Origin of the sequence: Serratia sp. 2880STDY5682894 (genome assembly GCF_001537385.1) — a bacterium.
GTDB lineage: Bacteria > Pseudomonadota > Gammaproteobacteria > Enterobacterales > Enterobacteriaceae > Serratia > Serratia nevei.
In genome coordinates, this window is the sequence record NZ_FCJA01000001.1 from 277,663 (window position 1) to 299,385 (window position 21,723).

At 61.6% G+C, this 21,723-nt stretch carries 20 protein-coding genes; 13 read left to right on the plus strand and 7 right to left on the minus strand.

Going from position 1 to position 21,723, the window contains the following annotated elements:
• Position 1 precedes the first annotated feature (1 nt).
• Both AWX27_RS01175 and eno read left to right on the plus strand, forming a co-directional pair.
• Positions 2-430 carry an adenine nucleotide alpha hydrolase family protein gene (locus AWX27_RS01175; protein ID WP_047730706.1) on the plus strand — a complete coding sequence of 143 codons (429 nt, stop codon included), beginning with the start codon at positions 2-4 and terminating at the stop codon, positions 428-430.
• A gap of 16 nt (positions 431-446) precedes the next feature.
• Positions 447-1,730 carry a phosphopyruvate hydratase gene (gene eno / locus AWX27_RS01180; protein WP_060418913.1) on the plus strand — a complete coding sequence of 428 codons (1,284 nt, stop codon included), beginning with the start codon at positions 447-449 and terminating at the stop codon, positions 1,728-1,730.
• Here eno and AWX27_RS01185 read toward each other — a convergent pair.
• Entirely contained in the window at positions 1,717-2,139 is a 423-nt protein-coding gene (locus tag AWX27_RS01185; protein WP_060418915.1) for a MerR family transcriptional regulator, read from the minus strand. The genes eno and AWX27_RS01185 overlap by 14 nt on opposite strands.
• Before the next feature lie 72 nt (positions 2,140-2,211).
• On the opposite strand from AWX27_RS01185, the gene AWX27_RS01190 reads away from it, so the two are divergent.
• From AWX27_RS01190 to pqqF, 11 genes are all read left to right on the plus strand, one after another.
• Entirely contained in the window at positions 2,212-3,432 is a 1,221-nt protein-coding gene (locus AWX27_RS01190; protein ID WP_060418917.1) for an NADH:flavin oxidoreductase/NADH oxidase family protein, read from the plus strand.
• A 506-nt stretch (positions 3,433-3,938) separates the two neighbouring features.
• Positions 3,939-5,321, plus strand: coding sequence for a diaminobutyrate--2-oxoglutarate transaminase (locus AWX27_RS01195; RefSeq protein ID WP_071845411.1), 1,383 nt, complete (start codon positions 3,939-3,941; stop codon positions 5,319-5,321).
• An 18-nt stretch (positions 5,322-5,339) separates the two neighbouring features.
• Positions 5,340-6,809 carry a pyridoxal phosphate-dependent decarboxylase family protein gene (locus AWX27_RS01200; RefSeq protein ID WP_060419700.1) on the plus strand — a complete coding sequence of 490 codons (1,470 nt, stop codon included), beginning with the start codon at positions 5,340-5,342 and terminating at the stop codon, positions 6,807-6,809.
• A gap of 146 nt (positions 6,810-6,955) precedes the next feature.
• Positions 6,956-7,882 carry a LysR family transcriptional regulator gene (locus AWX27_RS01205; protein WP_060418919.1) on the plus strand — a complete coding sequence of 309 codons (927 nt, stop codon included), beginning with the start codon at positions 6,956-6,958 and terminating at the stop codon, positions 7,880-7,882.
• A gap of 133 nt (positions 7,883-8,015) precedes the next feature.
• On the plus strand, positions 8,016-9,065 hold the full coding sequence (locus AWX27_RS01210; protein ID WP_060418921.1) for a dipeptidase: 1,050 nt from the start codon (positions 8,016-8,018) through the stop codon (positions 9,063-9,065).
• 117 nt (positions 9,066-9,182) lie between these two features.
• Entirely contained in the window at positions 9,183-9,260 is a 78-nt protein-coding gene (gene pqqA / locus AWX27_RS24255; protein ID WP_004937827.1) for a pyrroloquinoline quinone precursor peptide PqqA, read from the plus strand.
• A gap of 58 nt (positions 9,261-9,318) precedes the next feature.
• Positions 9,319-10,230 (plus strand): pyrroloquinoline quinone biosynthesis protein PqqB, encoded by a 912-nt coding sequence (pqqB, locus tag AWX27_RS01215; RefSeq protein WP_060418923.1) that lies wholly within the window; start codon positions 9,319-9,321, stop codon positions 10,228-10,230.
• Between the two features lie 9 nt (positions 10,231-10,239).
• Positions 10,240-10,995: a pyrroloquinoline-quinone synthase PqqC gene (gene pqqC / locus AWX27_RS01220; protein WP_060418926.1), complete on the plus strand. Its 756-nt coding sequence runs from the start codon at positions 10,240-10,242 to the stop codon at positions 10,993-10,995.
• Positions 10,995-11,273, plus strand: a complete 279-nt coding sequence (pqqD, locus tag AWX27_RS01225; protein ID WP_016927749.1) for a pyrroloquinoline quinone biosynthesis peptide chaperone PqqD — start codon at positions 10,995-10,997, stop codon at positions 11,271-11,273. The genes pqqC and pqqD overlap by 1 nt, the downstream gene beginning before the upstream one ends.
• Complete coding sequence (gene pqqE, locus AWX27_RS01230) at positions 11,266-12,402, plus strand: pyrroloquinoline quinone biosynthesis protein PqqE (protein ID WP_060418927.1); 1,137 nt, start codon at positions 11,266-11,268, stop codon at positions 12,400-12,402. The genes pqqD and pqqE overlap by 8 nt, the downstream gene beginning before the upstream one ends.
• 2 nt (positions 12,403-12,404) lie before the next feature.
• The gene (gene pqqF / locus AWX27_RS01235) at positions 12,405-14,717 is read left to right on the plus strand and encodes a pyrroloquinoline quinone biosynthesis protein PqqF (protein ID WP_060418929.1); all 2,313 of its coding nucleotides are present in this window, start codon (positions 12,405-12,407) and stop codon (positions 14,715-14,717) included.
• A 406-nt stretch (positions 14,718-15,123) separates the two neighbouring features.
• Here the strand turns inward: pqqF and AWX27_RS01240 are convergent, their stop codons facing one another.
• From AWX27_RS01240 to AWX27_RS01265, 6 genes are all read right to left on the minus strand, one after another.
• The gene (locus tag AWX27_RS01240) at positions 15,124-16,509 is read right to left on the minus strand and encodes a purine-cytosine permease family protein (RefSeq protein ID WP_060418931.1); all 1,386 of its coding nucleotides are present in this window, start codon (positions 16,507-16,509) and stop codon (positions 15,124-15,126) included.
• Positions 16,510-16,671: 162 nt separating this feature from the next.
• Positions 16,672-18,138: an aldehyde dehydrogenase gene (locus AWX27_RS01245; protein WP_049199554.1), complete on the minus strand. Its 1,467-nt coding sequence runs from the start codon at positions 18,136-18,138 to the stop codon at positions 16,672-16,674.
• An 11-nt stretch (positions 18,139-18,149) separates the two neighbouring features.
• Complete coding sequence (locus tag AWX27_RS01250) at positions 18,150-19,187, minus strand: LLM class flavin-dependent oxidoreductase (protein WP_049199552.1); 1,038 nt, start codon at positions 19,185-19,187, stop codon at positions 18,150-18,152.
• A 19-nt stretch (positions 19,188-19,206) separates the two neighbouring features.
• Positions 19,207-20,136 carry a flavin reductase family protein gene (locus tag AWX27_RS01255; protein WP_060418933.1) on the minus strand — a complete coding sequence of 310 codons (930 nt, stop codon included), beginning with the start codon at positions 20,134-20,136 and terminating at the stop codon, positions 19,207-19,209.
• Positions 20,123-20,950, minus strand: coding sequence for an alpha/beta fold hydrolase (locus AWX27_RS01260; protein ID WP_060418935.1), 828 nt, complete (start codon positions 20,948-20,950; stop codon positions 20,123-20,125). The genes AWX27_RS01255 and AWX27_RS01260 overlap by 14 nt, the downstream gene beginning before the upstream one ends.
• The gene (locus AWX27_RS01265) at positions 20,922-21,524 is read right to left on the minus strand and encodes an amino acid synthesis family protein (protein ID WP_033648297.1); all 603 of its coding nucleotides are present in this window, start codon (positions 21,522-21,524) and stop codon (positions 20,922-20,924) included. Before AWX27_RS01265 ends, AWX27_RS01260 begins: the two co-directional genes overlap by 29 nt.
• Between the last annotated feature and the right edge of the window lie 199 nt (positions 21,525-21,723).

Here is a 21,723-nt window from a genome sequence, read left to right on the forward strand (position 1 = left end):
CATGCCGATCTACCAACACGCTTTACTGCTGGTACAGGATGAACGCGACGGCCGGCTGCTGTTGCGCCATGCCGAACGCCTCAATCAGCAGATGAATACGCGCATTACCGTGGCGCACATCAGCGCCGACTATGCCGAGCTGGACTACCTCAGCGATGCGCAAACCAAAGATCGCCAGTCCAGCGAGGTGATCGCCGCCAAAGCCATGCTCAGCCGCCTGGTGGACGACTGCTCAATCCCCCTGGAGGTGCGCGCAATGGTCAGCATCCATCGCTTCAAAGACGTCGAAGCCCTGATTGCCCGTGAAGGCGTCGATCTTTTGTTGCTCGGCCATCAGAACCGTCCGTTTGGCGTCTATGCCTCCTTCGGCTTCGAATTCATCAACCATTTATCCATCGACGTGCTGATAAAGCACGTTCCCACTCCCTAGAACGAGGTGACACCCCATGAACGATGAGATTGAAAGCGTAACCGCCAGAGAGATCCTGGATTCGCGCGGCAACCCGACCGTCGAAGTCGAAATGAGCGCGGCGGGCGTCGTGGCCCGGGCTTCGGTGCCTTCGGGAGCCAGCACCGGGTCGCGCGAGGCGGTGGAGCACCGCGACGGCGATCCGCACCGTTTCGGCGGCAAAGGCGTGCTGGAGGCGGTGCACAGCGTCAAAACGGCGATCAACGAGGCGCTGCGCGGAGTGGATGTGCGCCAACAAGAGGAGATAGACCGCCGGCTGATCGCGCTGGACGGCAGCGAGAACAAGAGCCGATTGGGGGCCAACGCCCTGCTCGGCGTTTCTCTGGCCGCCGCCCGCCTCGCGGCGCAATTGTCGCAGCTGCCGCTGTATCGTTATCTGGGCGGCATCGGCGCCAACCTGCTGCCGGTGCCCTGCATGAATATCATCAACGGCGGCGTGCACGCCCGGTGGCAAGGGGCGGACTTTCAGGAGTTTATGATAGCTCCCCTGGGCGCGCCGTCGCTGCGCGAGGCCGTGCGCTGGGGCAGTGAAGTTTATCAGACGCTGCGCCAAATCCTGTTGGAAAAAGGCCTGTCGGTCGGCGTCGGTGACGAAGGCGGTTTCGCGCCGGCGGTCGCCTCAAACCGCCAGCCGCTCGAGCTGATCGTGCAGGCGATAGAGAAAGCCGGCTACCGGCCGGGAGAAGATATCGCGATCTGCATGGATCCGGCCTCGAGCGAATTCTACGCCGACGGCAAGTACCGCCTGCGCAGCGAGAATCTCGAGTTGGACGCAGCCCAGATGACGGCCTATTACCAACGGCTGGTGCAGGATTTCCCCATCGTGCTGATTGAAGACGGCTTGGCCGAGGACGACTGGGCCGGCTGGCGTATTCTGAGCGACGCCCTGGGCGACCAGGTGGAGCTGGTCGGCGACGATCTGTTCGTCACCAACGTGAAATACATCCAGCGCGGGATTGATGAACGGTTGGCCAATGCGGCGCTGATCAAGCTGAACCAGATCGGCACGCTGAGCGAAACCTTCGCCGCCGTACAGCTCTGCCAGGCGAACGGCTGGGGCACCTTTATCTCGCACCGCAGCGGTGAAACCGTCGACAGCTTTATCGCCGACATGACGGTCGCGATGCGAGCCGGCCATCTGAAAACCGGCGCGCCGAGCCGCGGCGAGCGAATCGAAAAATACAATCAGCTGATGCGCATCGAAGACCAGTTGGGCGCCGCGGCGGTGTATGCCGGGCGTTCCGCCTTTAAACGCCGCTAAGCTTTGCCGGCCGGGCCGGCGATGCGTCGGCCTGTTTTTCGCCCTTGGCTTGGCACAGCCCGGCGACACCGGACTCCAATAAGGTCAGCCGGGTCGTCAACAAGGTTTCTCGTTGTTCATTCAGCGTGGCCATCATCAGCTCGATCTCCGCTAGCCGTTCATCGACGCCGCGTATCAACCCATCCTCATAAGCGCTGCCCTGTAGCGCCAGCACGCGTTGGATCGCCTGCAGCGAAAACCCCAGATTTTGGCCGATTTGGATCAGGTGCAATCGCTCCAGCGCGCTATCGCTGTAGACCCGATAGCCGTTGACGCCGCGCACCGGTTTCGGCAGCAACCCCAGCTGCTCGTAGTAGCGTATCGCCGAGGCGGCCACGCCGGCGCGCTGCGCCAATTCTCCGATCTTCATGCCCTATTGACCTTAAAGTTAACTTTAAACCTAGTATAGCGCCATTCCCCTTACGACAGGAGCGCAAAACCGATGTTTACCCCACTGACGCTGCCCAACGGCAGCCGCCTGACCAACCGTCTGGCCAAGGCGGCGATGGAAGAAAATCTGGCCGCCCCAGGCCAACTGCCCGGCCCGGCGCTGTGGCGCTTATACCGCTATTGGGCCGAAGGCGGCGCCGGCTTGATCATCACCGGCAACGTGATGATCGACGGCCGCGCCATGACCGGCCCCGGCGGAGTGGTGCTGGAACAAGACACGCTGCTCGCCCCGTTCGAAACCTGGGCCAAGGCCGCGCGCCAGGGCGGCGCGCAGGTGTGGATGCAGCTTAACCACCCGGGCCGGCAGGTGATGGCGAACATGGGCGGCAACGCATGGGCACCCTCCGCCATCCCGCTGGCGATGGGCAAGCACAGCAAGCTGTTCGCCCAGCCGCAGGCGATGGATGAAGCGCAGATCGCCGAGGTTATCGCGCGCTTCGCCGCCAGCGCGCACGCTGCCGAACGGGCCGGTTTTACCGGCGTGGAGATCCACGCGGCGCACGGCTATCTGATTTCCCAGTTTCTCTCGCCGCTGACCAACCAACGCAACGATCGCTGGGGCGGCGAGTTGGCGAACCGCGCCCGCCTGCTGCTGGAGGTGGTGCGTGCGGTGCGCGAGCGCGTCTCGCCGGGCTTTTGCGTGGCGGTCAAACTCAACTCCGCCGATTTTCAGCGCGGCGGTTTTTCTTCGGACGATGCCCGCCAGGTGGTGCTGATGCTGAACGATCTGCCGGTCGATCTGATCGAACTGTCGGGCGGCAGCTACGAAAGCCCGGCGATGCAAGGCGAAACGGCGGACGGCCGCACCCTGGCGCGAGAAGCCTATTTTCTGTCCTTCGCCCGCGATCTTGCCGCGGTGGCCCGCATGCCGGTGATGACCACCGGCGGCATCGCCCGTCCTTCAGTAGCGCAGCAAGTGCTGGACAGCGGCGTCGCGGTTGCCGGCATCGCCACCGCCATGGCGGAAGTGCCCGATCTGCCGCGGCGCTGGCAAACCGGGGCGGCCCCCCATGCGCTGCCAGCCCCGGTCACCTGGCGCAGCAAAGCGATGGCGTCGCTCGCCCGGATGGCGTTGGTCAAGCGCCGGATGCGAGCGCTGAGTGACAATCGGCCGCGCAGCGTGCGCTATTCCCCGCTGTTCACGCTGCTCGTCGATCAGTGGCGTACCCGCCGCATCCTGCAGCGCTACCACGCCTGGTTACGGCAACGTTAACGGCAACAGCGCCGGCGAACCCGGCCGGCGCTGCGTAAAAATCGCGCTTTTTTGATCGCGCTACGTGAAATCTGAGAGAAATCACCGATCTGGATGCAGCGCTTTTAACGGTTGGCCATTTATATTCATCACAAATTTTGTGTATATAAACGCTATAGGACTTAAGGTGGTGAATAGATAAAAATAAGCCGTTAATTCCTATTTATGTTATTAAACGGAAATTCACCTTATTAATAAGCGTATTAAAGCCGCCTGCAGGTTGGCGACGGAAAGGATTTTTGTGCCATGTTAACGATATGTTGTTTTTTACCGGCAAAACCAACGGTCAATAAATCAACAACATATTGATGAGCCTAAGAAAAAACTAAACAATTCAAAACAAAATCGGCTATTGAGTCCCAGGCGAAAAAGCCATATATTGGTCGCGCTTTTCACAAGGCAGTTACTTTTCTAATTCATTAATTCAATCGGAGCGTGTTGAGACCTTCGGTTGTAGGAGAGATATGATGACGGATAAAGTCCGTATTGATACTTTAGTTGCAAACTCATTAAACGGAAACAATGAAACCTATTTGGCGCGCCAAGCCGAATTTGAGTCGAATGTTAGGAGTTATCCGCGCAAATTGCCGTTGGCAATTGCGAAAGCCCAGGGCGTTTGGATCACTGATGTTGAGAATAATCAATATCTTGATTGCCTGGCCGGGGCGGGAACGTTGGCTCTTGGACATAATCACCCCGACGTCCTGCAAAGCATCCAAAATGTCATTACCAGCGGCTTGCCGTTACATACTCTCGATCTCACGACCCCGTTAAAAGATCGTTTCTCCGATTACCTGCTCTCTCTGTTGCCGGGCGAAGGCAAAGCCTATTGCCTGCAGTTCTGCGGCCCGTCCGGTGCCGATGCGGTGGAAGCCGCGCTGAAGCTGGCGAAAAAGCACACCGGCCGTTCCGGCGTGATCAGCTTCTCCGGCGGTTATCACGGCATGACCCACGGCGCGCTGTCGGTTACCGGCAACCTGTCGCCGAAGGCGGCGATCAACGGCATGATGCCGGAAGTGCAGTTCATGCCTTATCCGCATGAATACCGCTGCCCGCTGGGCATCGGCGGCGAAGCCGGCGTCAAGGCGCTGACCTACTACTTCGACAACCTGATCAACGACGTGGAAAGCGGCGTGCGTAAACCGGCGGCGGTGATCCTGGAAGCCGTTCAGGGCGAAGGCGGCGTTAACCCGGCACCGGCCGAGTGGCTGCAGCGCATCCGCAAAGTGACGCAGGAGCATGGCATTCTGCTGATCATCGACGAAGTTCAGGCCGGTTTCGCCCGTACGGGCAAGCTGTTCGCCTTCGAACACGCCGGCATCGAGCCGGACATCATCGTGATGTCGAAAGCGGTCGGCGGCGGCTTGCCGCTCGCGGTACTGGGCATCAAGAAAGAGTTTGACGCCTGGGAACCGGGTCACCACACCGGCACCTTCCGCGGCAACCAGCTGGCGATGGCCACCGGCCTGACCACCCTGCAATACCTGAAAGAGCACAAGGTCGCCGACAAAGTGGCCGCTCAGGGCGAATGGCTGAAAGGCAAACTGGCCGAGCTGCAGAAACGTTATCCGGTGATCGGTCACGTCCGCGGTCTGGGCCTGATGATCGGCATTGAGATCGTCAAGCCGAACGAAGCGCAGGATCACATGGGCTGCTACCCGGCCGATGGCGAACTGTCTGCGCTGCTGCAGAAGAAATGCTTCGAATCCGGCCTGATCCTGGAGCGCGGCGGGCGCAACGGCTGCGTACTACGCCTGCTGCCTTCGCTGCTGATCACCAATGATGAGCTGGGTATTTTCCTGGATAAATTTGAGCAGGCGCTGTTGGCCGCCGGCGTCAAGCCAGTCTGATTGGAGCGAATGACCGCGATGTCCAAGTTAAACCCGATTCTGGCTTCCTCGGCGCACAGCGCCGAGGCTTACCGCCAGGCGATCGCGCAGAGCAGTGAAGCCGTCGTGCAGTGGCTGCAACAGCCCGAGATGTATCAGGGCAAAAGCGTGGCCGAACTGCGCGAGCGCATCAAGCTCGACTTCACCCCGCAAGGCCTGGGCAACCAGGCGGCGATCGATCGCGCCATCGAGTACTTTTTGAAAGACAGCCTGTCGGTACACCACCCGCAGTGCGTGGCGCACCTGCACTGCCCGAGCCTGGTAATTAGCCAGGCCGCCGAAGTGCTGATCAACGCCACCAACCAGAGCATGGATTCCTGGGATCAAAGCCCGTCGGCCACGCTGATCGAAATGAAGCTGATCGAGTGGCTGCGTGCCCAGGTCGGTTACCAGCCCGGCGACGCCGGGGTGTTCACCAGCGGCGGCACCCAGAGCAACCTGATGGGGCTGATGCTGGCGCGCGATGCGTTCTTCGCGCGTCAGGGCCACTCCGTGCAGCAGGACGGCCTGGTGGGCGATCTGCGCAAGCTGAAGGTGTTCTGTTCTGAAAACGCCCACTTCTCGGTGCAGAAGAACATGGCGCTGATGGGCCTCGGCTATCAGTCCGTCACCCTGGTGAAAACCGATCGCTTCGCCCGTATGGACGTGAACGACCTGGCGGAAAAACTGGCACAGGCCAAGGCCAACGGCGAGCAGGTGATGGCGATTGTCGCCACCGCCGGCACCACCGACGCCGGTGCCATTGACCCGCTGCGCGACATCGCGCGGCTGGCGGCGCAGCAGCAGATTTGGGTACACGTGGATGCGGCCTGGGGCGGCGCGCTGCTGCTTTCCGAGCAGTACCGCGACTACCTGGACGGCCTGGAACTGGTGGACTCCATTACCCTGGACTTCCACAAGCAGTTCTTCCAGACCATCAGCTGCGGGGCCTTCTTGCTGAAAGACGAGCGCCACTATGAGCTGATGCGCTATCAGGCGGCCTACCTGAACTCCGAGTTCGACGAAGCGCAAGGCGTGCCGAACCTGGTGTCCAAATCGCTGCAGACCACCCGCCGCTTCGATGCGTTGAAGCTGTGGATGGGGCTGGAAGCGCTGGGGCGGAAGCAATACGCCGAGATCATCGATCATGGCGTGACGCTGGCGCAGCAGGTGGCGCGTTACATCGCCGATCAGGAATCGCTGGAACTGGTGATGCAGCCGCAGCTGGCCAGCGTGCTGTTCCGCTACCGTCCGGCGCAGCTGGCGGCGAACGGCGACGCGGCCGTCGCGCTGTTCAACCAGCGCATCGGCGACGCCCTGCTGGAATCGGGCCGCGCCAACGTCGGCGTGACCGAGTTCGATGGCGTGACCTGCCTGAAGATGACGCTGCTGAACCCGATCGTGACGCTGGAAGACATCAAGCTGTTGCTGGCGCTGGTCGAGAAAACCGCCCAGCAGCTGCCGGCGTAACGTCGCCCAGCCTGCCACCCAAGCCGATAACCTCCGTTATCGGCTTTTTTATTGCTCATCAATCGCAGGAGACGCAGCGTTTACGCTGATATACTGCAGCAAACGCCTTCCCCCCATTTCCAGCACAACAGGACACCCAATCAATCATGACCGATCCGGATTTCAACCTGTTGATCGCACTCGACGCGCTGCTGACGGCGGGCAGCGTCGTCGGCGCCGCACGGCGTCTCGGTTTAAGCGCCTCGGCGATGAGCCGCACCCTCAGCCGGCTGCGCGCGGCCACCGGCGATCCCCTGTTGGTGCGCGCCGGCCGCCATATGGTGCTGACGCCCTATGCCGAAACGCTGCGCGAGCGGGCGCGGCACGCGGCGTTCGAAGCGCGCGCGGTGTTGCGCCCGGCGCAGGGGGCATTGGATCCCGCCGTGCTGGATCGGACCTTTACGCTGCGCGCCAACGACGGCTTCGTCGAAGCCTTCGGCCCGGCGCTGATCGCCGCCGCGGCCGAACAGGCGCCGCGGGTGCGACTGCGCTTTGCGCCCAAGCCGGAGAAAAGCGACCGCCCCCTGCGTGAAGGGCTGGTCGATCTGGAGATTGGCGTGCTGGGTGACATGGGCCCGGAAATCCGCCTGCAGGCGCTGTTCCGCGATCGCTTCGTCGGCGTGATGAGAACCTCACACCCGCTGGCGCAGCAGCCGGCGATCGGCGCCGCCGACTACGCCGCCTGCGGCCACGTGGTGGCTTCGCGCAGCGGGCGCATCCTCGGGCCGGTAGACGCAGCGCTGGCGGAGCTGGGGCTGGCACGCCATATCGCCGCCGTGGTGCCGAGCTTTCCGGCCGCGCTGGCGGTTGCGCAAGCCTCGAACCTGCTGGCGTTGCTGCCCGCCTCGTTCCTGCATGCGCAACCGGCGGGCGGCCCGCTGCGCGTCTTCGAGCTGCCGGTGAAAACGCCGCCCATCACCGTGTCGCAAATGTGGCATCCGCGCCTGGACGCCGAGGCCGATCACCGCTGGCTACGCCAGCTACTGCTGACGGTCTGCCGCCAACGCGTGCAGGAACCGTTTCGCGCAGAGTGACAATGTCACTAAATTTTGCCTTGCTGACGGCGAGTGATCCCGCCGACGGCAAAGCCCCCATAGCCTGAGGGTTGTTCCCCCTCGCGCGATGGGAGAACATAGCGTTCACGATGCCTGACTCAGTGAAGCGCCCATGACACTTCCCCCTCTCTGGCCGGTGTTCGACGGCCATAACGACCTGCTGCTCAACCTGTGGCTGCAGCATGACGACGATCCGGCCACCGCCTTCTATTCCCGCGTCACGCCGGGCCACCTCGATTTCGCCCGCATGCGGCGCGGCGGATTTTTCGGCGGGCTGTTCGCGGTATTTATTCCCCCGGTCAGCTATATCGCCCAGATGCGCCACCAAACGCAGGACGAGGCGCAGGCCACCTTCGATCCGCTGGCGATCGCCGAACGGCAAATCGCCATCCTGCAGCAGCTGGAGCAGGCTTCTCAGGGGCGGCTGCGCATCTGTCGCACCGCCACCGAGATAGAACAGTGTCGTCTCAACCGACAAATCGCCGCGGTGCTGCATATTGAAGGCGCCGGCATGATCGATGCGGAGCTGACGCAGCTGGAGGCCCTCTACCGGCTGGGTGTGCGCAGTATCGGGCCCTTCTGGAATCTGCCGAACGCCTTCGGCACCGGCGTCAGCGGGCCGTTCCCCGGCTCACCCGATACCGGCCCCGGCCTGACGCCGGCCGGCGAGGCGCTGATCCGCGCCTGCAACCGCCGCCGCATCATGATAGACGTCTCGCACATGAACGAGAAAACCTTCTGGCAAACCGCCGCGCTGAGCCGCGCGCCGCTGGTCGCCACCCACTCCAACGCCCACGCCCTCTGCCCGCAACCGCGCAACCTGACCGACGCACAGCTGGACGCCATCGCTCAGAGCGGCGGGATGGTCGGCGTCAATTTCGGTACCGCCTTCCTGCGTGCGGACGGCAAACGTGACAGTGCAACGACTGGCTTAACAGAAATTGTTAAACACGTTGAGTATTTGATCGCTAAACTTGGTGAAGATCGCGTGGGATTTGGCTCTGATTTTGACGGGGTCAACGTACCGCACCCGTTGGCAGATGTCGGCGGCCTGCCGCTGCTGACGCAAGCGCTGGCACAGGCCGGGTTCGATAACCGGCTGCTGGAGAAGCTGACCTGGCGCAACTGGCTGAACGTGCTCGCCACCACCTGGGGCGAATAACCCGGTTACGCTTTAAAGGTTGCGATCTCCGTCACATTTCGTCAACATTGGGCCGGCCGAATGCGAACGTTTCTCATTGGGCTCGAACTATTACGATGCATGCTAAGGAGCACCGCTATGACTACCTGGACTAAACCTGAGTTTGTTGACCTGCGTCTGGGTCTGGAAGTGACGCTGTACATTTCCAACCGTTAATCGCCCGTCTGCCCGCCTTTCGCGCGGGCATTTCTTTCCCTTTCTTTCTGGTTTAGACATGCAGATAAAAGTTCTCGGCTCAGCAGCAGGCGGCGGCTTTCCCCAGTGGAATTGCAACTGCGACAACTGCCGGGGCGTTCGCGACCACAGCATCAACGCCACGCGCCGCACCCAGTCTTCCATCGCCGTCAGCGACGACGGTAAAAACTGGGTACTGTGCAACGTTTCCCCGGACATTTGCCATCAGCTGCTGGCCTCGCCCGAATTGAATAATCCCGATGTGCTGCGCGGCACCGGTATCGGCGCGATCGTGTTGACCGACAGCCAGATCGATCACAGCGCGGGCTTGCTCAATTTGCGCGAGGGCTGCCCGCATCACGTCTGGTGCACGCCTGAAGTGCATGACGATCTCAGCACCGGCTTCCCGGTGTTTCCCATGCTCTCCCACTGGAACGGCGGGCTGATTCACCACCCGGTGACGCCCGGGGAGCCGTTCCACACGGCGGTCTGCCCGACCGTGCGCTTTACCGCCATTCCGCTACTCAGCAACGCGCCGCCCTATTCGCCGTACCGCGATCGCCCGCTGCCGGGCCACAACGTGGCGCTGTTTATCGAAGATACCGCGCGCGGGGTCGGGCTGCTGTACGCACCGGGCCTGGGTGAGCCGGACGAGGCGCTGATGCCGTGGCTGCGCCGCGCGGACTGCCTGCTGATCGACGGCACGCTGTGGCGCGACAACGAGCTGGCCAACGCCGGCGTGGGCCGCAATACCGGCAAAGACATGGGGCATCTGGCGCTGGCGGAAGAACACGGGCTGGCGGCCCTGCTCGCCACCTTGCCCGCCAGGCGCAAAATCCTGATCCACATTAACAATACCAACCCAATCCTCAATGAAGACTCGGCAGAGCGGCAAAGCCTGACCGCCGCCGGCATTGAAGTGAGCTGGGACGGCATGAATATCGAACTGTAGGGAACCGCCATGACGCAACCACTGCCCCTGACTCCGCCGGCATTTGAAGCGGCGCTGCGCGCCAAAGGCGCTTATTACCATATCCACCACCCGTACCACATCGCGATGCACAACGGTGAAGCAACCCGCGAGCAGATCCAGGGCTGGGTGGCCAACCGGTTCTACTACCAGACCAGCATTCCGATCAAAGACGCGGCGATCATGGCTAACTGCCCGCAGCCGGAAACCCGCCGCAAATGGGTGCAGCGCATCCTGGATCACGATGGCTACGGCGGCAGCGAAGGCGGCATCGAAGCCTGGCTGCGCCTGGGCGAAGCCGTCGGGCTGCAGCGCGACACCCTGCTCTCTGAAGCGTTGGTGCTGCCGGGCGTGCGCTTTGCGGTGGACGCCTACGTCAATTTCGCGCGCCGCGCCTGCTGGCAAGAAGCGGCCTGCAGCTCGCTGACCGAACTGTTCGCGCCGCAAATCCACCAGTCGCGCCTCGACAGCTGGCCGCAGCACTATCCGTGGATCGACGCCGCCGGCTACGACTATTTCCGCAGCCGCCTCGGCCAGGCCAACCGCGATGTGGAGCACGGCCTGGCGTTGGCGCTGGACTATTGCGACACCGTTGAAAAGCAGCAGCGCATGCTGGAGATCCTGCAGTTCAAACTGGATATTCTGTGGAGCATGCTGGACGCCATGAGCATGGCCTATACCCTGAACCGCCCGCCTTTTCACAGCGTGACCGCCGCGCGGGTATGGCACAACCAGAGGCTGGTGTAATGACGCTGAACCCTGAACACACCCCGGTCTTCCGCCGCGGCTACCGCCTGCAATGGGAGCAAGTGCAAAATAGCCACGTGATCCTCTACCCGGAAGGCATGGCCAAGCTGAACGACAGCGCCGCCGCCATCTTGCAGCTGGTCGACGGCCACACCACGCTGAACGGCATCATCGCGCAGCTGAACGCCCGCTTTCCCGGCGCCGAGGGGTTGGCGGATGACGTGCTGGAGTTTTTCCAGCGCGCCTACGAACAAAAATGGGTGACCTTCCGTGACTGAAGCACGCGCGCCGGCGGTGAACCCGCCGCTCTGGCTGCTGGCGGAGCTGACCTACCGCTGCCCGCTGCAGTGCCCCTATTGCTCCAACCCGCTCGATTTTGCCGCGCAGGAAAAAGAGCTGACCACCGCGCAGTGGATTGAGGTGTTTCGCCAGGCGCGGGCGATGGGCAGCGTGCAGCTCGGTTTTTCCGGCGGCGAGCCGCTGGTGCGTAAAGACCTGCCCGAGCTGATCGCCGCCGCGCGCGATCTCGGCTTTTACACCAACCTGATCACTTCCGGCATCGGCCTGACCGAGAAGAAGCTGCAGACCTTCGCCGACGCCGGGCTGGACCATATCCAGATCAGTTTTCAGGCCAGCGACGAAACGCTGAACGCCGCACTGGCGGGCTCCGCCAAGGCGTTTCAGCAGAAGCTGGCCATGGCCAGGGCGGTCAAGGCGCTCGGCTATCCGATGGTGCTCAACTTCGTGTTGCATCGCCACAATATCGGTCAGATCGACCGCATTATCGAACTGGCGATCCAGCTGGACGCCGACGACGTCGAGCTGGCGACCTGCCAGTTCTACGGCTGGGCACACCTCAACCGCGAGGGCCTGCTGCCGACCCGCGAGCAGATCGCCGACGCGGAAGCGGTGGTAAAACGCTACCGCGAACGCATGGCCGCCGACGGCAAGCTGGCCAACCTGCTGTTCGTCACGCCGGACTACTACGAGGAGCGCCCCAAAGGCTGCATGGGCGGCTGGGGTGCGATCTTCATGAGCGTAACGCCGGAAGGCATGGCGTTACCCTGTCACAGCGCCCGTCAGTTGCCGATCGCCTTCCCGTCGGTGCTGGAGCACGATCTGCAGCATATCTGGTACCACTCGTTCGGTTTTAACCGCTATCGCGGCTATGACTGGATGCCGGAGCCCTGCCGTTCCTGCTCGGAGAAAGAGAAAGACTACGGTGGCTGCCGCTGCCAGGCGTTCATGCTGACCGGCAACGCCGACAACGCCGACCCGGTATGCGGCAAATCGCCGCACCACGGCACCATTCTGGCGGCGCGGGAAGCGGCGAACCGTTCGCAGATCGGTATCGATCAGCTGCATTTTCGCAATCAAACCAACTCCCGTCTGATTTTCAAGGGTTGACGATGGCACTCGCCGGCGCCTCCTGGCAGCTCGACAACGGTTTGGCCGTCAAGGCGATAAGCGATCCTGCCGCCGCTAGCGCCGCCGCGCTGGTGCGCATTGAGGCAGGCAGTTTTCAGGCGCCCACCGCCTGGCCGGGCCTGGCGCATCTGCTGGAGCATATGTTGTTTCGCGGCAGCGCGAACTTCAGCGCGCAAGATAGTCTAATGGGCTGGGTACCGTCGGTGGGCGGCCGCCTGAATGCCACCACTCAGGCGACGCAAACCGCGTTTTTCTTCGAGGTGGGCGCCGATCATTTGGCGCAGGGGCTGGCGCGGCTGAGCGATATGCTCGCCGCCCCACAGCTGGCGGCCGAGGCGATCGCACAGGAGGTTGAGGTCATCGACGCCGAATATCGCCTGCTGCGCGCCGAGGTGGAAACCCGCTGCGAAGCCGCACAGCGGCAGATGTTCGCCGGCCTGGACGCCATGCACCGCTTTCATATCGGCAGCCGCGCCGCTTTCGGCAACGACATTTCCGCCCTGCAGCAGGCGCTGCGGCAGTTTCACCGGCGCTATTTTCGCGCGCCAAACCTGACGCTGTGGCTGCAAGGCCCACAATCGCTGGCGCAGCTGCATGTTCTGGCCCAGCGTTACGGCAGCCGCTTGCCATCGGGCAGCGCCATACCGCACAAAGCCTCACCGCCGCTGACCGCTGCGAAAGATTACACTCTGTCTCTTCCCGGCACGCCGCAGCTGAGACTGGTGTTTGCCCTGTCGCGCTCCCATGCGCGCGGTTGGCTGCGGCGGCTGGAGCGCCTGCTGCTGGACGAAGCCCCCGGCGGGCTGCTGGCGCGGCTGCGCGCTCAGGCGTGGTGCGATGCGGTTCGGCTTGATTATTCGCGCTGCAGCGAGAACAACGCGCTGCTGAGTTTTATCTTTACCGTCAATCACGGTTCAGCCACTGAAGCTGCCCACATCGAAAGCGCGTTGTTGGCGTGGCTGCAGGCGCTGCAGGTGCTGGCACCGGCTCAGCTTGCGCATTACGAACGGCTGGCCAATCGCGATCTCCACCGTTTGGCGCCGCTCGATCAACTACGCGCCAGAGCGTTTGGGTTGCCGCCGGCGGAGCCGAACGACGAGTGGCCACGGCATATTGCGGCGCTGATTAGCGCGCCGCGCCGCCGCCTGGCCGTGCGGCCCGATGGCGGCGGCGAAACCCGTGAAATTCAAGGGTTGCCGCTGGCACTTGGCCCCTTCGTTGGCGCCGCGCTGACGCCCGCAGCGGAACCTTTTCGCTTTTTCACCGCCTCGGCGGCGCTGCCGAGTCCGACCTTGCCTTCCGGCCTGGCGCCGCTGCGGCATCTGCTCCCTGGCGAAGCGCAGCCGGTGCTGTTGCTGCGGCCGGCGCCGTCCAGCCCCTTCAGCGATGAACAGGCCTGCGGCATACAGGCGGCGCTGCGCGCCGGGGCGGCCGAACTGGCGCATCGGGAGGGACATTTAAGCTTCGAACGCCACCAGGGCGTGTGGCTGCTGCAGTTGGCGGGCTGCCACGCGCTGATCTGCCATGGGCTGAGCGTAGTAAACCGGGCGCTGGCGGTGTTGTCGCCGGCCGTGCTCAACGAGGCGGCGAGAAACCTGCGCCATACGCAGCGGAAAGAGCAAAACGATATCGCCATTCGCCGTCTGTTAGCCCAATTGCCGGCGGCGCTCAGCGCGCCAACCGCAGCGGCGCAATGGCATGCCACCTTGATCGGCGGCGATGGCGAGTTAAAACGGCAGCTGTCGCACCTGCTGTACGGTTTCCCCTATTCCGTGGCCGCGGAGCCGCCGCTGCCGACACATCACCATCATCGCCCCGTCACGCTGACGGAAAGCGGCGCCGAAAGCGCCTTACTGCAGTTTTACCCGCTGCCGAACGGCGAAGCCGAAGGCCGTTGGGCGCTGCGCGTGCTGGCTCAGCTTTACGCCCCGCGCTATTTTCAGCGGTTGCGCGTGGATCGCAACGTGGGCTATGTGGTGCAATGCGCCTTCCACCGCTGTGCCGATGCCGAGGGCCTGCTGTTCGCGCTGCAATCCCCGACGTTCAACGTTGAACAGCTGCGGCAGTTGACCGACGAATTCTTGCTGCAGATGCACCATGAGCTGGCGCACGTTGGCGCTGGCGAGCTGGCGCAAATACAACAGGCGCTGCGGCAAAGCCTGCAGCGCCTCAGCACCGAATCGTTGCAGCGCGCCCGAGAAATTGCCTTGGAAAATCGCGCACTCATTGCCGCCAAGCCGATGACACTGACGCAACTGACGGATTGGCAGCAGCGGCTGTTCCCCGCAGGCTGATGTTGCGGCGTTGCCAATCCGACGCGATATAAACGCAGCAAGACAAACAATCATCGGGAAAAGATATGTCTCAGAAAATCATGTTATCCCTGTAAAGCTTGCTCCGGAAAATTATTTAAATAAGAGCATGTTGATAAATCGCTTAATCGACTTCTTCCTTTTCCTTTTATACCAGGCATATATTCTTCGCTTTTTCATTCTTCTAAACTCATAAGCTAGAGATATATAAAACACCATGAGCAGCAACATTAATATAACAATCATAAGTTAGCCCAAATCCATTTAGCCATTTCATATGATTATTATCTAATTTAATAAATTAAAAAATTAGAAACATCCTGTTCTAAATATTACTTTATCACATCCCTCAAACCGGCCTTTTATGCTGGCCGGCGAGGCTCGAGAGTTATAATTGCACCGCCCAGTTAGCCCGTCGTGAACAACACAGTGGGTAAGCGATGCCGGTCAGCACCATGCTGATCACCCAGGAAATGTCTGCGCCCGGGATCAGATTGGCGTAAGGGCCGGAGAAAAACGCGTTCTCAACAAAAGGCACCTGCACCGCAATACCGCCGAAATAAACGCCGAGCGCGCGGGTGTTAAGCAGGCCGTAGCGCCCGCCGTCTGCGCTGAAAATGGCCGAAATGTCATAGCGTTGGCGGTTAAGCAGGTAAAAATCGATCAGGTTGATCATGCACCACGGGATCAGCACCGAGATCAAGGCAAAGATCAGGTTCAGGAACAGATGTACAAAGTTGGCCGAGGCAACCAACGCCACCCATACCGATCCCAGCAAAATCAATGCCGAGAACAGCGTACGTATCCGCGCATTAGGCATCCACTGCGGCAAGAAGGTTTGTACGGCGGTAATCAACGAGAGCACCGCACCGTACAAATTCATCGAGTTATGGCAGATGATGTTGATCAGAAACAGCACCATCAGCACCGGCCCCAACCCTCCCGTCGCCTGGCGTACCGCCTCCATGGCATCGTCGCTGCCGGCGACCAGATTGACCGCCACCATACCGAACACGAAGGCTAAAATGGTACCGCTGCAGGCGCCCAGATAGGTATACAGGAAGGGTTTGGCAATGCCGACTTCCGCCGGCAGGTAACGCGAATAGTCTGACGTGTAGGGCGAGAAACTGATTTGCCAGACGGCGCCGATGCAGAATGTGGCGAACCAACCGGCAATGCTGAACGATCCCCGCTGCCAAAAATCCGCCGGCAGCGGTTGAGAAAACATCAATACCAACCCGAGAATCAGCGCGCTGCCCATCACCCAGGCGCCGATTTTGTTGATCTTGTGGATGAAACGGTAGCCCACCACCCCGATCAGCGTCGCCAGCACCGCGCCAATCACCGTCGCCACGCCCATGCTCAATGACGGGATGACGTTATGGATGACCTTGCCAGAAAGCGTGATGTTGGAAATAAAGAACCCCAGATAGATCACCGTGGTGAACACGATCACCAACAGCGAACCATATCGGCCGAACTGCGCCCGGCTCTGCACCATTTGCGGTATCCCGACCTGCGGCCCCTGGGCCGAGGTCAGCGCCAGAAAAATGCCCCCGAACAGGTGGCCGGCGACAATCGCGCTCAGCGCCGAGAGAATATCGAGATGAAACGTCTGCGTGGAGATGGCCCCGGTCACCACCGCCAGCGGCGCAATGTTGGTGCAAAACCACAGGGTAAACAGGCTGCGGGCATGGCCGTGACGCTCCGCGGCGGGAACAAAATCGATCGACTTGTCTTCAATAAACGCGGTCTGCTCTGGCTGAGAATTCATATATCCCCCGGTTAACGTGGATTCTTATTTTTTTACAGCGTGTAGGGTGCGAATACGTCGAAAAAAGCGTGCGTTTGCCCCGGCGACATTGCGGTCGCCTGTATCAACGCGATGAAAACAGAGCTGCCGGCGCGACCTGAGATCGCGCCTGATTACGCTGACTCAGCGCATGACGAAGGGATCGTCTATCGGATCGTCACTGGTGCGCAGCCACACCGTCTTGCTGGTGGTGTATTCCAGCGCGGCGTCAATCCCGCCCTCGCGGCCAAACCCCGACTTGCCGTAACCGCCGAACGGCGCCAGCGGCGATACCGCCCGATAGGTATTCAGCCACACCACGCCCACCCGCAGGCGTCGGGTCACCCGATGCGCACGCGTCAGGTTCTGCGTGAAAATGCCGGCCGCCAGGCCATAGGCTGAATCATTGGCAAGCTGAATCGCCTCCGCTTCGTCCCTGAAGGTCAACACCGACAGCACCGGGCCGAACAGCTCTTGCTTTACGCACTCGGCGTCGGGTTGCGCACTGCAGTCGACGATCGTCGGCGGGTAATAAAAGCCCGGTGAATCGATCGCCGCGTGGCCAACCACCAGTTTCGCCCCCTGCTCCAGCGAGCGGCTGACGATGGCGGCGATCCGCTCTTGCTGCTGCCGGGTACAAAGCGGCCCGAACTGGGTGTCCGGGCGATCCGGCGGCCCGATGCGAATACTGCGCACCTTCTCCGTCAGCCGGGCCAAAAACGCGTCTTTGATGCTTTCTGCCACCAACAGGCGCGAACCGGCTACGCAGCTCTGGCCCGACGCGGCGAAAATGGCCGCCACCTGCGCATTCGCCGCGCTGGTCAGATCCGCATCGTCGAAGACGATAAACGGCGATTTCCCGCCCAGCTCCAGCGAGGTGCTGGCGAGGTTTTCCGCACTGCCGCGAACGATGTGCTTCGCGGTTTCCGCGCCGCCGGTAAAGGCGATGTGGTCTACCTGCGGATGCGCCGTCAGCACCGCGCCGCAGTCGGCGGCAAAGCCGGTGATCACATTGCATACGCCGCGTGGAAAACCGGCCTCGTCTATCAGCCTGGCGAACGCCAGCAGCGGCGCCGGCGCGGTTTCCGCCGCTTTGACCACCAGCGTGCAGCCGGCGGCGATCGCCGGGCCGATTTTCACCGCCGCAAGAAACAGCTGGCTATTCCAGGGCACGATCGCCGCCACCACCCCGATCGGTTCTCGCCGCACCCAGGTTTCCATGTCAGGTTTGTCGATCGCCAGCACGCTGCCTTCCATCTTGTCGGCCAGGCCGGCGTAGTACCGGTAGTATTCCGCCACATAAGCGATCTGCGCCTGGGTTTCCCGGATGATCTTGCCGGTATCCAGCGTCTCCAGCCGCGCCAGCTCGGGAGCGTGTTGCTCCAGCAAATCGGCCAGCCGCAACAACAGCTTGCCGCGCGCGCCGGCGGTCATATCGCGCCATTCGGCTCCCTGAAACGCCCGGTGCGCCGCGGCAACGGCGCGATCCACATCCTGGGCGCGGGCTTCCGCCACCTGCGCCCAGGGTTCACCGGTCGCCGGGTTGAGCGAGGCGAAGGTCGCCGAACCGGCGTCAAACCGGCCGTCGATGTAGAGTTTGAATGATTCCATCAGCGCCTCCGTCAGTGAAATTCCGGCATCACACAGCGAATGAACCGCTCCAGAGAGGCCTTTTTACGCGCAAAGCTCATGCCGCTGTCGATCCACAACGCAAACTCGTCATAACCCAGCGCCTCATATTTTTTCAGCCGCGTAATGACCTCATTGGCGGTACCGATAGCCAGGTTAGTGCGCATCATCTCGGCGGAATAATAGGTATTGGCGGCGATCTCTTCATCGCTCAGCGGCTGAATCAGCCCTTGCCGCACCGGCCGCTGGTTCTTGAACCAGGCGCCGAAGTAGTGGTAGAAACGGTTGAGTTCTTCCGCCGCCAGGCGGGCGTCCGCCTCGTCTTCCGCCACATAGCCATGTTGCAACAGCATGATCTTCAGCGGCTGCTCGGCGGCGAAACGCGCACGCGCCTCGTTGAAACAGGTCACCAGCCGCACGATCTCCTCTTCCCCCTGATGCAGCGGCGTAACCTGAACGTTGCAGCCGTTTTGCACCGCAAATTCGTGGCTGTTGGGATCGCGCGCCGCCACCCAAATCGGCGGATGCGGCTGCTGTTTCGGCAGCGGCGAGGAGGTGGTTGCCGGGAACGACCAGTATTCCCCCTGATGGGCATAGTCGCCCTGCCAGAGTTTTTTTACCGCCGGGATCAGCTCGCGCATGCGTTGCCCGGCATCCCAGGCGGTCAAACCGGGCATCAGCCGTTCGTATTCATAGGAATAGGCGCCACGCGCGATACCCAGCTCCAGCCTGCCGCCGGTGATGATGTCGGTCATCGCCGCCTCGCCCGCCAGACGGATCGGGTGGTTGAACGGCGCAATGATGGTGCCGGTGCCAAGCCGCACCCTGGAGGTGCGCCGGGCAATGTCCGCCAGATTGATGAACGGATTCGGCGCGATGGTGAAATTCATGCCGTGGTGCTCACCGGTCCAGATGGCGTGCATGCCGCCGCGATCGGCGATTTCACAGAGTTCGATCATCTCCTGGTAGAGCTTTTCCTGCGACTCTTCGGGTAACGTTCGTTCCATATGCACGAATAAAGACAGTTTCATCACACTCTCCCGTTCAGCCTCAACCGGCGAATTGCTTGATGGCACCGCTGTGCTCATCGCCATAATAGATACCGTAATTGCCCACGGCGTTTTCTTTGACGAACCGGCCCAGCATCGACCGCAGCGCCGGATCCTTGATCGGCAGCCGCGCCAGCGTCGGCATATCGAACCATTCCGCCGCGCTCAGCTGCGGCGTCAGGCTGCCGGCGTCGGTCGGCAGCGCACACAGAAAAACGATGTGCTGCTGGTGCTTCTGCCGGTCGTCATAGACGGAATAGACGAAACCCGGATGGGCGTTGATGCCCAACTGCCGCAGTAAATCTCCCAACGTTTCGCTGACGCTGCGTTTCTCCACCGCGCTGGACGGCAGCTGATAGCCGCCGTCGTTTTGCCGTACCATCACGGCATGCCCTTCAAACTCGATCAGCGCGCTCACCACCACCTGCGGCCCGCCAATCAGCGACTGCGCGTTTTGATACGGCGTGAAATAGGCACCGCGGTAATACCCCAGACCGGCGGTGGCGTTGGACTCGAACCCTTCGACCTGGCCGATCAAAATGGCATGGTCGCCGGCATCCACCACCTGATGCAGCGAGCAGTCGAACCACGCCGAACTGTTCTCGATCAGCGGCACCCGTGACGCGCTCCAGCGCCAATCGATCAGCGCAAAGCGGTCTTCGTTCTTTTGCGCAAAAATGGTTGAAGCCTCTTTTTGCTGTTCCGCCAGAATATTGATGGCGAAGTGGCTGCACTGGGTAAAGTGCGCCAGGTTTGCCGAACGTTTATCGATGCTCACCAACAGCAGCGCCGGATCCAGCGACACCGAAGAAAACGAATTGGCGGTGAAGCCAATCGGCCGCCCCTGCTTGTCCACCGAGGTCACAATGGTGACGCCGGTCATAAAGGCGCCGAAAGCGTCGCGCAACTGCCTGCGTTTATCCGCGTCCATTTGCCGCTCCTAAAGTCAAAGGTTGCTCTGCGGTCAGAAAATCGAGCATCAGCGCGTTGACGCGTTGCGCATCGGTCAGACTGACCATGTGTTTGGCGTTCTCAATGATCACCGCGCGCCCGTTCGGTGCGGCCTGCGCCATTTGCCGCGCCATCTCCGGGCTGGAGTTGGCGTCGTGCTCGCCGGTCAATACCAACACCGGGCAGCGGATAAGGTGCCAACGCTGGGCATACACCCGATCGCCGGTAGCAAACGCCTGATACGCGCGGGCGTAGCCCGTGACGTCCACCTGTTGCAACCAGCCACCCACCTGCCGGCGCAGACGCTGTTCGGCGGGATCGGCGCCAAACCACCGGCTCAGCGGCGAGTCGATCTGCGTCTGGCCGCTGGCCAACGCGCTGGCGCGTTGCGCAACCGCGGCACTGGCCTGGGCCGAGCGCTGGAACACGCCGCTCATCACCACGGCGCGTTTGACCCGTTCCGGATAATCGATCGCCAAACCGGCGGTGATCAACGCCCCCATCGAGTGCCCCGCCACTGCAACGCTCGGCGTATCCAGGGTGTTTAAGAAGGCCGCCATCCAGCGCACGTAATCCTCCAGCGTCGCGGCGTGGGCGAAGCCTTCGCTTTTGCCGTGGCCCGGCATATCGACGGCGATGACCCGAAAGTGCGCGCTAAGCGCATCGAGCTGGGGATACCAGGCCTCCGCGTTCATGCCTACGCCGTGGATCAACACCAGCGGCTCGCCACGCCCGGCGTCCAGATACCCTACCCGCAGAGCGGGCTCAGACAGCTGCCGGATTGTTCTGATCATGGCCCAGCTCTTTCAGATCCAAATAACGGTTGCCGATACGGTGATGCGGCCGCCCCCCCAGCGCCGCGCCCAGTGCGATGACGATTTCGTCGTCGAAAGGCGCGTCGTTGATGTTGAACTGGAATGTCAGGTAGTGCTCGCGGCTGCCTTCGTCGTTTTTCCCCATCATCGGGATCAGGATCGGCGCGTTGGCCGGCCCGCGGGTATTGTTGAACGCCAGATAGCTTTTACCGTTGACCGCCGAGCGGTAGTGGTTGCCGAAATGCAGCGTGTGAATCAGCGCCGAGGCGTGTTCCAACTCACCGCCCAGCCCCACCACCGCGCTTTTGCCGAAGGCTTCCACCCGCTCGCCGGAGCCGGCCTCTTTGAGGATCAAACCGGTCAGCAGCTCACCCAGCACCGGCGCCATTTCTCGAATCTTTGGCGCCAGATCCTCAACAAAGCCTTGCCCGGCCCAGGGGTTTTTAATCACCGCCGCCGCCGCGATCATCACCAGCGGTTTGCCCGCCGATTTGCCGCCATCGGCGTAGAGGGTTTCTGTGGAAACCAGAGTCTTACGGATGTCTTGATGCATAAGGGACCTCGAAAAGTAAATCAAATGTTAATCAGATGTCGCGAGTCGAGGGTATAGCATCGGGCAGATTGGCATGTCAAAATTTGGTATACCATAATACGGTATTCTTATTTTCATCTAAGAAGGTAAAGAGAAATTGAAAATAACCGATATTAATCAAAGCATTAATAAATCTGCGTGGACTTTGGCCGGGGGCGAA